This window comes from Mycoplasma anserisalpingitidis (genome assembly GCF_007859615.1).
Classification (GTDB): domain Bacteria; phylum Bacillota_I; class Bacilli_A; order Mycoplasmatales; family Metamycoplasmataceae; genus Mycoplasmopsis; species Mycoplasmopsis anserisalpingitidis.
Window position 1 is genome coordinate 170,481 of record NZ_CP042295.1, and the last position, 15,187, is coordinate 185,667.

General features: G+C 28.3%; 7 protein-coding genes and 1 pseudogene. All 8 read left to right on the forward strand.

Annotation, left to right across the window (positions count from 1 at the left end):
* Positions 1 to 22 precede the first annotated feature (22 nt).
* The 8 genes and pseudogenes from rpoB to FRW55_RS00815 all read left to right on the forward strand — a co-directional run bounded on the left by rpoB (position 23) and on the right by FRW55_RS00815 (position 15,174).
* Positions 23 to 3,622: a DNA-directed RNA polymerase subunit beta gene (rpoB, locus tag FRW55_RS00780; RefSeq protein WP_146368323.1), complete on the forward strand. Its 3,600-nt coding sequence runs from the start codon at positions 23 to 25 to the stop codon at positions 3,620 to 3,622.
* Positions 3,615 to 7,545 (forward strand): annotated as a pseudogene (locus tag FRW55_RS00785) (DNA-directed RNA polymerase subunit beta'); the annotation flags it as partial. The gene rpoB and the pseudogene FRW55_RS00785, both read left to right, overlap by 8 nt.
* A gap of 838 nt (positions 7,546 to 8,383) precedes the next feature.
* Positions 8,384 to 9,022, forward strand: a complete 639-nt coding sequence (locus FRW55_RS00790; RefSeq protein WP_146368325.1) for a hypothetical protein — start codon at positions 8,384 to 8,386, stop codon at positions 9,020 to 9,022.
* A 40-nt stretch (positions 9,023 to 9,062) separates the two neighbouring features.
* Entirely contained in the window at positions 9,063 to 9,710 is a 648-nt protein-coding gene (locus tag FRW55_RS00795; protein ID WP_419673236.1) for an IS1634 family transposase, read from the forward strand.
* Positions 9,652 to 10,278, forward strand: a complete 627-nt coding sequence (locus FRW55_RS00800; RefSeq protein WP_146368327.1) for an IS1634 family transposase — start codon at positions 9,652 to 9,654, stop codon at positions 10,276 to 10,278. The genes FRW55_RS00795 and FRW55_RS00800 overlap by 59 nt, the downstream gene beginning before the upstream one ends.
* 326 nt (positions 10,279 to 10,604) lie before the next feature.
* Positions 10,605 to 10,937, forward strand: a complete 333-nt coding sequence (locus FRW55_RS00805) for a hypothetical protein (RefSeq protein WP_146368328.1) — start codon at positions 10,605 to 10,607, stop codon at positions 10,935 to 10,937.
* Positions 10,938 to 11,117: 180 nt separating this feature from the next.
* Positions 11,118 to 12,356 (forward strand): DNA (cytosine-5-)-methyltransferase, encoded by a 1,239-nt coding sequence (gene dcm, locus FRW55_RS00810; protein WP_146368329.1) that lies wholly within the window; start codon positions 11,118 to 11,120, stop codon positions 12,354 to 12,356.
* Positions 12,346 to 15,174, forward strand: a complete 2,829-nt coding sequence (locus tag FRW55_RS00815; protein WP_146368330.1) for a DUF262 domain-containing protein — start codon at positions 12,346 to 12,348, stop codon at positions 15,172 to 15,174. Before dcm ends, FRW55_RS00815 begins: the two co-directional genes overlap by 11 nt.
* Positions 15,175 to 15,187 lie beyond the last annotated feature (13 nt).

The window sequence follows — 15,187 nt, forward strand, 5'->3', positions numbered from 1 at the left end:
ATTTTGATTATAAGGAGCGAAGATGGATCAAAATTATAGAATTAGTACATTCGGAAAAAATACCCAAAGAAGAGATTACTCAGTAACTAAGCATTCTCTTCCTGTTTTTAATATCTTATCAACTAGCAAAGATAGTTTTGATAATTTCTTAAAAAATAACATCGAAGAAGCTTTATTGGAACATTACCCAATCGAAGCTGCTGACAAAAAAGTTAAACTTGATTATGTAAAGAAAAGTTTAAGAATTGCATATCCTTACAAAAAAATTACTAGTGAAGGTGAAGAAATTAGAAAATGTAAAGCTAAAGGAATAAACTTCTCTGCTAAAGTTTATGCAACATTAAAACGTGAAATTACAAGCACAGGAGAAGTTAAAGAAGACGAAGTTCTTCTTGGTGAAATTCCTTTGATGACAAGTGGTGGAAGCTTTATCATTAATGGTTCTGAAAAAGTTGTTGTTAGTCAGTTAATTAGATCACCTGGTGCATACTTTGGTAGAGGTGTTCGTAATAAGCAATCTGATGACCTTTTTAACAAACTAGAAATTTTACCTAGAATCGGATCATGAGTTGAAGTTTCGCACAAAATTACTTCATCTAATGTAGACACAGTGAAAATTAAAATAGACAAAAATAAAAACGTAGCTTTATCAACTTTCTTAGTTGCTTTAGGTATTATGCCTGAAACAATAAAAAAATTATTTGGAACAAGTGATGAATTGTTAGAAACACTTAATAGAGATAAGTTGATTAATACACCTGAAATCACTGAAGAAGAAATGATTGATATGTGTCAAGAAGAATTGTTCAGATGATTAAGAAAAGGTGACCGTATTTCTGTTGACGCTAAAAAATCATTAATCCCAAACATTTTATTTGATAAAAAACGTTACAACCTTTCAGCAACAGGTCGTTATATGTTAAATAACAAATTGAGTGTTGTTGACCGTATTGTTGGAACATATTTAGCTGAAGATCTTAAAGCCAAAAGTGGTGAAGTGTTATTTACTAAAGGAACACTTATCACACATGAAATAGCTTTAGAAATTAATAAATCATTCAAAGAGAAAATTTTAGCTATGGATTACATTGAAAATGTTAATTCAGAATTGGTTTATTATAACTTAATTACCCCTCAAACTAAGAGTTTAGCTAAAAGAATTAAAATTTCTAAAGTAAAAGTATATCCAAACAGAAAAAGTTTAGAAGATGAAAGCATTGAACCAATTTTAGTTATTGGTAATGATCAACGTTCTGATGAGCAACACTTATTAATTTCTGATATCGTTGCAGCTATTAGTTATTACTTTAACTTAATTGATGGAATTGGTACTGATGATGATCCTGACTCAATGGTAAACAAAAGAATTGTTTCTGTAGGAGAATTATTAGCTAACCAATTAAATGTTGCATTATCGAAATTAGAAAAAACTACACGTGAAAGAATGGGAGCTAAAGAACCTGAAAAAGTAACAGCAAAAAATGTTACAAATAATAAATTGATTACAAATCAAATGAAAACATTCTTTAACTCATCAAAACTTTCTCAATTCATGGATCAAATTAACCCTCTAGCTGAAGTGTCAAACAAACGTCGTGTTACTTCTCTTGGGCCTGGTGGTCTTAACCGTGATACTGCTCAATTCGAAGTTCGTGACGTTCACTCAACTCACTATGGAAGAATTTGTCCTATCGAAACTCCAGAAGGACCAAACATTGGACTTATCTTAAACTATGCAACATATGCAAAAGTAAATGAAATGGGATTTTTACAAACTCCTTATTTCAAAGTTAATAATGGTGTTATTGATTATAATGATGTTAGATATTTAACAGCTTCTGAAGAAATTGGATATAAATTCTCTCAATCATCAGTAACTGTTGATGAAAACAATAGAATTGTTGATGAATTAATCACAATTAGACATAATTATAACTATGTTATTGATAAACCAAGTGAAGTTGACTTTATTGAGGTTTCATCAAAACAAATGGTTTCGGTAGCTGCTGGTGCAATTCCTTTCTTAGAAAATGACGATGCTAACCGTGCTCTTATGGGTTCTAACATGCAACGTCAAGCAGTTCCTCTTCTTCAAGCTGAAGCTCCTTATGTTGCAACAGGTATTGAAGGAGATATTGCTAAATATTCGGCATACAACTTAGTGGCTAAAAATGCTGGTGAGGTTGTTTATGTTGACTCACAAAAAATTCACATTAAAAATGATAAAGGGACAACTGATAAATATGTTTTAAGAAACTTTGAAAGATCAAACCAAGGCACAGTTATTAACCAAATTCCAATTGTAAAACTTGGTGATAAAGTTGAAGAAGGTGAATTAATCGTTGATGGTTCATCATTCAAAAATGGAGAATTAGCTTTAGGTAAAAACGTTTTAGTTGCTTTTACAACTTGAAACGGATATAACTATGAAGATGCTATCATCTTAAATGAAAAGCTTGTTAAGGACGATGTTTATACTTCTATTCATATCGAAGAACAAACAATTCAATTCAGAAATAGTAAAGCGGGTGATGATAAATTAACAGCTTCAATTCCAAACGTTTCAAAATATTCATTAAGAAACTTAGATGAAAATGGAATTGTTAGAGTTGGTTCTGAAGTGGTTCCTGGTGATGTTTTAGTAGGTCGTGTAAGCCCTAAAGGTGAAGAAAATCCAACTCAAGAAGAAAAATTATTGATGGCTATCCTTCAACAAAGACCTTCAAGTGATAGAGATACATCATTAAAAGTAAAAAATGGTCACAACGGTACAGTTATAGGTGTTGAAGTATTAAGTAGAGAACTTGGTGATGTTCTTGAAGATGGTATTGATAAAATTGTTAAAGTTTCTATTGCTCAAAAAAGAAAAATTAAAGTTGGTGATAAGATGGCTGGACGTCATGGTAACAAAGGGGTTATCTCTATTGTTTTACCTGAAGAAGATATGCCGCACCTTGAAGATGGTACACCGGTAGATATTATGCTTAACCCTCAAGGGGTTCCATCTCGTATGAATATTGGTCAAGTTCTTGAACTTCACCTTGGAATGGCTGCTCGTAAACTTGGTGTAAAATTCGTTACTCCTTCATTTGATGGTGTTAAAAAACAGGATATTGAAAATGCACTCGAAGAAGCTGGACTTCCAAAAACAGGAAAACAAATTTTAATTGATCCAGTTACAGGTGAAAAATTTGACAATCCAGTTTCTGTTGGAGTTATGTACATGCTTAAACTTAACCACATGATTGATGATAAGATGCATGGTCGTAGTGTTGGTCCATACTCATTAATTACACAACAACCTCTTGGAGGAAAAAGTCAAAATGGGGGTCAAAGATTTGGGGAAATGGAAACATGAGCTATTGAAGCTTATGGTGCTACAAATGTTCTACAAGAAATCTTGACTTACAAATCTGATGATATTCAAGGAAGAAACTTACTTTATAGTGCTTTAGCTAGTGGTAGAGAATTACCTAAACCAGGTACACCTGAATCATTTAATGTTCTTAGCTATGAACTTAGAGGTTTAGGAATGAAATTAACTCTTAAAGAGAAAAATGATGAGGAAGATGAAGATGATATCTTCCAATACCTAGAATCAGGAGAGGTAGATAATGAATAATTTTGAAGAATCTAAAAAAATTGAAAAAATCATTCTTAGTCTTGCAACAGACGAAGATGTTTTAGAATGATCAAATGGTGAAGTTACTAAACCTGAAACAATTAACTATAAATCTTATAAACCAGAAAGAGATGGTCTTTTTGACGAATTAATTTTCGGTCCTACAACTGACTATAAATGTCCAATTTGTAATACTAAATACAAAAGAAGTGATGAAAATAGTGTTTGTTCAAAAACTACTGCATGTGAAAAATACAAACCAAAAATTCTTCCAAAAATTACACGTAGAAGTAGAATGGGACACATCCACTTACACAATCCAGTTGTACACTTTTGATTCTTTAAAATTGATCACTCAATCATTTCTAAATTATTAGGACTCAAAGTAAGTGATACAAATAAAGTTGTTACTAAAGCAGATTTAGAAAAACTTATTTACTATAAATCACACATCGTTCTTGAAGACGGTGGACTTAAAGCACTTAAGAAAAATACAATTATCGACATCAATGAGGCTGCAAGTATTTATGAATCTGTTCTTCATGAAATGCTTGATATGTATTCAAAAGATTCTGAAGAGTATGAAGATATCGCTCTTGCATTAAGCGAATTACGTCAATATGCTGCTTCACAAATGGGTAAAGATTATGGTATTGACTTCTACGAATACAATGATATTATTCATGAATATTCTAATGCTAAAATCGGTACAGGTTCTCAAGCTATTGAATATCTTTTAACTCACATTGACTTAGAAGAAGAAGCTAGAAAAGTAGCTGAAGAAATTGAATTAATTAACAACAGCATTCCAGCTGGTGAAAGTTTAACTGGAACCAAAGTTCAAGAAAGAACTAAGTTATATAAAAGACTTACAATTATCAATTCATTCATCAAATCAGGTCAAAAATTAACAAGTATGTTAATTTATAACTTACCAGTTATTCCTGCTGATTTACGTCCTCTTGTTCAACTTGATGGTGGACGTCATTCGACAAGTGATATTAATGAACTTTACCGTCGTATTATTATTAGAAATAATCGTTTAGAAAAATGAAATGCTTCTGATGCTCCTATGTTAATTAAACAAAATGAGTATCGTATGATTCAAGAAGCTGTTGATGCTTTAATTGACAACGCTAGAAAAAAACCTAGTCCTGTTGTTTCTAAAGATTCAAGACCTCTTAAATCTATTAGTGATGCCATTACAGGTAAAAAAGGTCGTTTCCGTCAAAACTTACTTGGAAAACGTGTTGACTACTCAGGACGTAGTGTTATTGTCGTTGGTCCTACTCTTAAAATGCACCAAGTTGGTATTCCTAGAGAAATGGCTGCTAAATTATTTGAACCATGAGTAATTAAAGAAATAATAAAATCTAATGAAGGAATTAACTCAATTAAAGCTGCTAAAAAGAAAGTTGAATCACTTGATCCAATGATTTGACCATATGTTGAAAGAGCTATTGAAGGTAGACCAGTTCTTCTTAACCGTGCTCCTACACTTCACCGTCTTTCAATTCAAGCTTTTGAACCAGTTTTAATTAGAGGAAAGGCTATAAGATTACACCCACTTGTAACTACAGCTTTCAACGCCGACTTCGACGGGGACCAAATGGCTGTTCACGTTCCTATTTCTGATGAAGCTGTTCGTGAAGCTCGTGAATTAATGCTTGCTTCTAAAAACATTCTTGGTCCTAAAGATGGTGAACCTATCATCAACCCATCTCAAGATATTATTCTTGGATTATATTACTTAACACTAGAAAAAGAAAACGCTAAAGGTGAAGGTACATATTATTCATCAATGAATGATATGTTAAATGCCTATGAGCGTGGCTATATTACTCTTCACACAAGAGTTGTTTTACCAATCAAAGAAGTCAATAAAGATCAATTACAACTTGATCCTAATAAGAAATATGTAATTTCTACACCTGGTAAATTTATTCTTAACAATGCTTTCCCATCGGATTTTGAATTTATTTTTGGTAAAAGAGTAACTAAAAAAGTTACAACAAGTTCTAATGGTGAAGTAAAAGTATCTGAAAGTGAAAAAATTCACACAAGCTTAAATAATGTTGATGAATATACTTTACCTTATGAGGTGAATTTTACTGAATACATCAAAAACTTACCAACTAATACTGCTTTATCTAAAAAAGATATTGCAAAAATTGTGCGTAAAGTATATAAAAAATATGTTGCTATTGTAACAATGGAAGATATTGCAAGCGTTATTAATGAAGTAAATAGAGAAAATTACAAAGATTTATTTACTAAATGTGCTGAATTATATGACTATAAAAATGAACCAATTAATCAAGTTCATGCAAATACAATTGCTAAGTTAATTAAAAAACATTTTGCAGAAATTGATGCTATTACAACTAGAAAAAATAAAGGTCAACTTAAAGAGTGAACGGTAAGTAATTACACAGAATTACTTGAAAAAGTTTGATTTGATTACACGAATAAAGTGGCAAAAATTCTTGATAAAATCAAAGATTTAGGTTTCTTCTATTCAACTAAATCTGGTACAACAATCTCAATGAATGACGTTACAACAGTTCCATCAACAAAAGAAAAAATTAAAGATGGTGAAATTTATGCCAACCAACTTAAAGAGTATTTTGAAAAAGGATACTTAACTGATGATGAACGTTATACTTTAACAATTCAAAAATGATCTGAAGTTAAAGAAAGTATTGAAGCAGACTTAAAGGTTGTTACTAAATCAGATATGAGCAACCCACTTTTCACAATGTTCCTTTCTGGAGCTCGTGGAAATATCTCTAACTTTGTTCAACTTGCTGGTATGCGTGGACTTATGAGTAACAACACCAAAGTTCTTAAAGCCGATGCTGCAAACGAACGTGTGGTTCGTAGTACTATTGAAATTCCTGTTAAGTCAAGTTTCCTTGATGGTCTTACTGGTTATGAGTTCTTCTCATCAACTCACGGGGCTCGTAAAGGACTTACTGATACTGCTCTTAACACTGCTAAATCTGGATATTTAACTCGTCGTTTAGTTGATGTTGCTCAAGGTATTGTTGTTAGAGAAGATGATTGTGGTTCAGACTTTGGTTTTATTGTTAAAGACATTAAAGACACAAAAACTGATACTGTAATTGAATCTCTTGCAGAGAGAATTGAAGGTAGATTTACTAACCGTCCAATTTACGATGAAAATGGTGAATTAGTTGTTGCTGCAAATACTTTAATTACTCCAGAATTAGCTGAAAGAATTATCAATGATGCTAAAGTTACTGAAGTTGAAATTCGTTCTGTACTTTCTTGTCATACACGTAATGGGGTATGTAAAAAATGTTTTGGTAAAGATATGGCCACAAACAGAATAGTAAATATCGGAGAAGCTGTTGGAGTTGTTGCTGCTCAAAGTATTGGTGAACCTGGTACACAGCTTACTATGCGTACATTCCATACCGGAGGGGTTGCTGGGGTTGAAGATATTACTGGTGGATTTGGTCGTTTAATCGAATTAATTGATGCCTACGATTCACCTTGAGGTAGACCAGCTGTTATTTCAAAACATAATGGAATTGTAACTGGAATTAGTATTGCAAAAGATAAAGATGGTAGAGATACTGATGCATTATTAATTACTGTTGCACACAGAAATGGACATGAAACAACAAAAGAAACATATAATGCTAAAGTTTCACAAAAACTTAGAGTTGCTGTTGGAGATAGTGTTATTCCAGGTCAAAAACTTGTTGAAGGTCCAATTGTTTTAACAGAATTACTTGAAACTGTTGACACTAGAGCTGTTCAAAACTACTTACTTAAAGAAGTTCAAAGACTTTATAGACTTCAAGGTATTTCTATTTCAGATAAGTATATCGAAATCATTATTCGTCAAATGCTTTCTAAAGTTATGATCACTGACCCAGGAGATTCAAGCTTCTTTACCGGTAGTTTAATTGATACATTTGTATATCAAAGAGAAAATGGTCGTTTAATTGCTCAAGGTAAAAAACCAGCTTATGGTGAAGTTAAAATCCGTGGAGCAAAACAAACTCCTCTTCTTAGCGAATCTTTCTTAGCTGCTGCATCATACCAAGAAACAGCCAAAATCTTAGTTAACTCATCAATTTCACAAAGAGTTGATAACTTAGAAGGTCTTAAGGAAAATATTATTCTTGGACATAAAATTCCTGCGGGTACAAATATTAATTATGAAGCTAAAGGAAAATATGATATCCGTGATCCTAGATCATACTTTAAAGGAAAATATGATCCTACTAACGAAGACTTTAATGATGTTAACATCGATGAAGATTTTGAAGATTTTGAAAACTTTAGTCCATACGATTCATCAGAAAATGATGAATATACAATTTCACTCGATGAAATTTATGACAATAATTCTGATGATGAAAATGAATACAATGATGATTATTAATAGAAAAATCAATCAATAATTGAGTCAACTTAGGTTGACTTTTTTATTTAGTCACAATCAACTCATTTTTAAAAAAAGTAATAAAAAGCATAAAAAAACATTAAAAAACTGATTTTTTACAAAAAATATATTATAATTATTTTGAAAGGGGATTATAAATAATCAATTATTTATAAGTTATATTATGAATTGTAAATGTGTTAAAGAAAATCCTGAGTTTCCAAGTTAGACTCGTTTTTGTGACTCTATTTTTTATACCTTTTATACTACGTATAAAAGAACACAAAATAATTTAATTTTTTTGTACATAATTACATTGTAGTTGTGGTATAATATAAGTTATGAAAAAAGATAAATGAATAGTTGTAAAAAGCAAAAGAAAAGATGAATATTATATATCATTAGCAATCAGTGGCGGATATGGTAAAGGTTATAAAAAATCAATCGGTATCGGAAGTTTAAGTGAACTACAAAAATTCAACTCTGATCCAATTAATGCTCTTAAAACTGAGTGTGAAAACTGAGATACTGAGTGAGATAGAAACAAATTAAAACCAATAGTTGACAAATTCTTAAAAAAGAATCAAACTAAAATTAAAGTTTCAAATTATTCTCTAGAAATTATTAATAAATTTATAGATAAATTAAATATTTTTAATGATTTAAAATCAACGAAATCAAAAAATGTTGTGGACATTTTAAGATATATGCTTCAAAAAAGAGTTGTTGAAAAGAAAAGTATTTGAGGAATTTTCAATTCACAAGAAGAAACTGATACTGAATTAAATGTTGGAAAAACTAGTTTCTACAATGCTTTAGATTACTTATTTGATAACAAGGAACAAATTCTTAAAAATATAAATAATCAATTAGTATCAGAAAATAAGAGAAAATTACAAGTTCTTTGATATGACACAACAACTGCTTATTTTGAATCATTTTCAAGAATAGGAATAAGAGTACAAGGAACAAATTCTTAAAAATATAAATAATCAATTAGTATCAGAAAATAAGAGAAAATTACAAGTTCTTTGATATGACACAACAACTGCTTATTTTGAATCATTTTCAAGAATAGGAATAAGAGTACCTGGTTTTTCTAAAGATGGAAAATTTAAAGAAGATCAAGTAGTTATTGGTTTAATTACAGATGAAAACGGAATTCCATTGCATTATAAATTGTTCCCCGGAAATACAACTGATTCAAAAACTTTCATTCATTTTATGCTTGAGATGAAAAGAGTTTATGAAATTGAAAAAGTTGTAATTGTTTGTGATAAAGGGATGAGTACAAACGCTAACATTAGATTTTTAGAAGCACACGGTATTGACTATATCATTTCATATCGTATGAAAGCAGGAAGTAAAAAAGTCAAGGAATACGTCTTAAAACAAGATGACTACGTTAATTATGGTGGAGATTTTAAGTATAAGGAACAAACATATTTTTCAACTTGACAAAATGGTAGAAAAAACGATAAAGTGAGACGAAGAATTATCTCTTACTCTTCATCAAGAGCTTCAAAAGACAGAAAAGATAGAGAAAATTTAGTCAATAACTTCTATAAAAAAGCTAAAAACGGAATGGTTTCAGCTTCTGATTTAAAAAGTGAGACGAAGAATTATCTCTTACTCTTCATCAAGAGCTTCAAAAGACAGAAAAGATAGAGAAAATTTAGTCAATAACTTCTATAAAAAAGCTAAAAACGGAATGGTTTCAGCTTCTGATTTAAATTCAATTAAAAAATATAAATTCTTCCAAAAAGTTAATGAAGACACATTATACAAATTGAATTACGACAAAATTGAAGAAGACGAACAATTTGATGGATATTACATTTATGAAACATCTTTATTAAACATATCTCCAAGTGAAATTATTTCAATTTATCAAAAACAATGACAAATAGAAGAAAATTTTAGAGTTCTTAAAGGTACTTTGGAGTTAAGACCAATGTTTGTTTGAACTTACAAGCACATAGAAGCATACGTTTTATTATCTTTTTTAGCTTTAGTTGTGCTTAAATATGCAATTATTCAATTAGATCAATTAGCATTAAAAGACAGTGGTTTAGTTGAAAAAACTTCTGTTATGAAATTTATAGAGATTCTTAAAACAGCAATCAAAATTAGTAAAGAAGTAAACAATGAAGTTATTTCTGTAGAATATGATAATTCAAGGAAATTAAATGAAAATTTAAGATACTATGAAACATTAATAACTAAATATTTATAAATTACAATGTAGATTTTATAAAAAGTTAAAAAAATAGCGAAATAACCGCTAAATTTGTTGTTTTTATTTTTAACTTGGAAACTCAGGATTAAGATACTATGAAACATTAATAACTAAATATTTATAAATTACAATGTAGATTTTATAAAAAGTTAAAAAAATAGCGAAATAACCGCTAAATTTGTTGTTTTTATTTTTAACTTGGAAACTCAGGAAAAAGTAATAAAAAGCATAAAAAAACATTAAAAAACTGATTTTTTACAAAAAATATATTATAATTATTTTGAAAGGGGATTATAAATAATCAATTATTTATAAGTTATATTATGAATTGTAAATGTGTTAAAGAAAATGTATCATGTGAGTGCAAATCAACCTGTTCACAAAAAGGAACTTGTAATAAAGAAAAAACATGTGCTAAATCAGCAGAATTAAAATGCAAAGATGGTTCATGTGAAAATAAAAAAGTTGAATGCTCATCAAAAAGTGATTGCAACAAAAATTGTGATTTAAAAGAATGTTGTTATCCAAATCAAGATTACAAATCATGTGATGAAAAATGCAAAGAAAAATGCGATTCACTAAAAGGTTGTGAAACTAAAAAAGAATGCAAATGTAGTGATTGTGAATGTGATTCAACTAAAAGTTGCTTAAAATAGTAATAAACCCGCTATATTTGCAGGTTTTTTATTTATATTAATGTATAATATTATAAAAGTTAGGCGGTAACATGTTAATTAATAATTCATATATATATATATATATATATATATATTGCAAAAGCATAATTAATAATAATATTATAAAACAATTGCGTTTAATCGAACGCATATTTATTTATGCCTAAAATAAGAGTTTTTGAAGCTTTTGCAGGTATAGGAGCCCAACATAAATCAATTAAAAAAATAAATAAAAAAAATTACAATACTAAGTTTCAAGTTGTTGGAATTAGTGATTGATATGTAAGCGCTAATATCGCTTACTCTGTAATACACCATAATTTAACCGTTGATACCGTAAATGAAATATTGAAAAAGTATAACATGGATAGTTTAGAAGACAAAATAAGGTATTGAAAATCTAATGATTTTTCAATAGATTCAAAAAGGATATCTAAAAAAATCCCAAAGAATATTGAAGTATTAAATTATTTAGTTGCAGCCAACCTACTTTCAAACAATTACTCAAACATCAAGGAATTTAGCGGCGAAACATTAAGTAAACTAAAAATAGATCTATTGACATATTCATTTCCATGCCAAGGACTTAGCGCTGCAAATATGGGTCGTTCATTAGGTATAATGAATCAAAATTCAACAAGTCATTTAGTATGAGAAGTAGATCGAATACTTGACGAAGCGAAAGAAAAACCTAAATATCTATTGCTAGAAAATGTCAAGATGTTAGTAACGAAGTATAAAAATGAATATCAAAAATGAATTCAAAAATTGGAAGAGCACGGATACAAAACATTCACATGAGTTTTTAACGCCAATAATCATAACTCTCTACAAAAAAGGGAAAGAGTTTTTGCATTAAGTGTATTAAAAGATATCAAAACGCCATTTGACAATGATATTGAATTTGCTTATTATGTACGAAACATTAAAAATAATACTACTAAAAATAATCTTGAAAAACAATATAAAGAAATATTAGATGTAACAAACGAAAAGTATCCCGATGAGGCTCTAGAAGCATTGATACCAGATACCCCAAGTCGATATAAAATGATCACAGATAACAAATGTTTATCAGATTTAGTTTTGGCGAAAAAAAACTCATATCGCATCAATACTTTAACAACAAAACAAGATCGTAATCCTAATGTTGGAGTTATTTATTTTAAGAATAATGTAAAAAATAAATTACAACATCGTTTTATTACTCCGAGAGAAGCTTTCAAAATCATGGGATTTGAAGATAAGGATTTTAATTTAATAAAACCATTTATAGAACAAAATATAATAAATCACAACCAACTTTATCTCATGGCTGGTAATTCAATAGATGTAAATGTGCTTGAAGATATTTTTGAAACCATAGTAAAAATTGAGGAATTAAATAATGAAAAATAATATTTCAATAATAAAAAATAACAATTATTTTAAATATCATATTATAGGAACATCCTTAAATTCTTATATAAATGATAAGTTTTATAAATTGTTAATAGAATACATTGATTCTAAACAAAATAATGGATTAATTTATTCAAAGAATAAAGCGAATAAAAAAACAGTTAGTGAAGATTTAAGAAAATGGTTAAGTAAAAGTAGTTATGCAACCTTTGAACAATTTAAAAAATGTTGTCTTTATTTTGAATTGATTTATGAGGAAAAAGACGAACTTTATATATCTGAAAAAATAATAAAAATTTCAAATGAAGATGAAATAGAAAAAATTAAATTGTCCTTTGATAAACATTTATTAGAAACATGAAACTCCAAAATTAATGAGTTCTATTCATTTTTACAACATAAATGCGAAGATAATTCAACCGATATTGACAAGGTATGGTTGGACGAATACTCTACAACTTTTAGTTTATTAATGGATAATAATATAGATAATTTGAAATTTAAAGATCAAGTACTTTCTTTGGGAAGTTTTAACTATTTCGATGGTAAAAATAGATATTGAAACCTAAGGATAGATTTTAAGGATGAGAATTACACTGATATTGTCGAAAAAATTAAAAATAGCGCTACTAATTTGCTAGCACTTGCTTCATTGAATAAAACATATGAAGCAAAAGAAGAAATTTTTAGTTCTAATTTAAGAGCGAAAATAGATTCTTTATCAAAAATAAATTGAAAATTTAATGTAGATGATTTTAAACAAAAATATCATATTCAAAATATTGAAGTTAAAAATCTCAATGTTCATGATTATTTCGAACGTAGTTTTGTTAATATCAGCACTATTAACGTACCTGTTTACCAAAGAAATTATGTTTGAGATTTTAATATTATTAAGGTATTATTAGATGACATAAAAAACATTAAAGTAGATAAAAAGGAACACTTTATTTCGATTATTATTTTCTCGCATGATATTTATGAAAATTCTTATTCGATTATCGATGGGCAACAAAGAACAACTACATTATTATTGATATCTTTCGCTATTTACATATATTATGTAAATAATATTGATATAGAGAATGAAGAATTTAAGAAAATACCTGATTTATTTAACAAAATGTTCGGGACACATTCACGAGTGATTACTGAAAAATTTAAAAACTTAAGCGATTCTTGTTCTTATGAGCAATTTAATAAAATTATTGATTTGGATCCAGAAATGGACAAAAATGATAATAAAGATAATTTATTAAGAAACAATCTTATTGAAATATATAACTGAATAAAGACTAATTACGATAACAATATGGTTGAGTTTGAAGAATTTGTCAATTCGTTTTTGTTTCATGTAAAATTAGCGTTAATAGTCTTACCTAATATCAATGGTTATTCTTATTTTGAAAAATTGAATACATTGGGTGTAAAACTAAATGATATTGATTTACTGAAATCTTTGTTTTATTCTTATTTGAAGGAGGGAATGAATTTACAAAATGAAGAAACCATTAATAAAGAATTAAAAAAAATTGATGAAGACTTTTTCAATTATTTTAGAAAGAATAATTCAAATGAAGTTGATAAAGATAAACTCGAACATTTTATAACATTTTTACTGTTGGAGAAAGGATATAGTAAAAAACAAATCGACGATTTAATGGATTCTAAAATTTCACCTTCTTATAAAGTTTTTAGTCATTTGTTAGGTGAAAATACAAAAAAATCTCCTAAAGAGAAGATTGATGAAATTTTGTATTTATCTAAAATTTACAATCTTATCAATGCTAAGAAAATTAAAAGTGATAAAAATGAAAAAATTAACAACTATTTTGAAATTTTAGAAGAATTAGATTCTAGTTCAATTGATGTGGAGACATTAAAAATAATTTTTCATTATATTTTTTCAATATCTCAAGGTGGAAGAAGAACAGTTTTCACTTATTTAATTTATCAAATCATCAAGCGTTTTTGTATTAAAAACAAGTCAAATAATTTAGAAGAATTAATACGTTGATTATTCGAAATTCAAAGATTCAATTTTATTTGAAAAACTTCATTCTTTGGCGGGCAATCTATTCAATGAAAGTTAAATAAAATAGCTGAAGAAATTAAAAGTGATGGATTAAATTCTCTAGAATCCTTTAGAGGCAAATTATTCGAGTTGAATATTTTCAAAAATGCATCTTACGATACAATTAATCAAGCGTTAAAATATAATTTAATGCAAGAAAAAATAAATAAAAAAATTTTATCTAGCACAAATAAAGATAAATTGGAGTTATTATTTAACATTACATATTTTCTTAGAACAATGGAAGCACAAGATGTTATAGGACTAAAAAATATACTAAAAAATATAAATTCAATTTATGAAAACAATCCTACTTATGAGCATATACAAGCTAAGAAAAGTGATTTTTGAAATTCTAAGAGTGATGAAGAACGTATTTTGGTTGAATCAATTGGTAACGGAACGATTTTAGAAAAATCATTAAATTCAAGCGCAGGTAAAAAAGAATTAAAAGATAAACTTAATGTAGTTAATACTAGTGATTATAATTGCACATTGAAAGGTCTTAAATGTGCATGAGAAAAGGTTATTCCTGAAATTATTGTATATTATGATGACGATCATAGTGCTAATAAAAACTATAATAAAAACGATATTTTAATAGATATAAGTTATTTTATTAAAAATTCAAAACACGCTAATGATAAAGATACAAATAAAATCGATCAATTCGATGTTATGCAAATAAACCGAAGAGAAGAAAGAATATTAAATATATTATGAAATATGTATCATCTTTAAAATATATATAAAA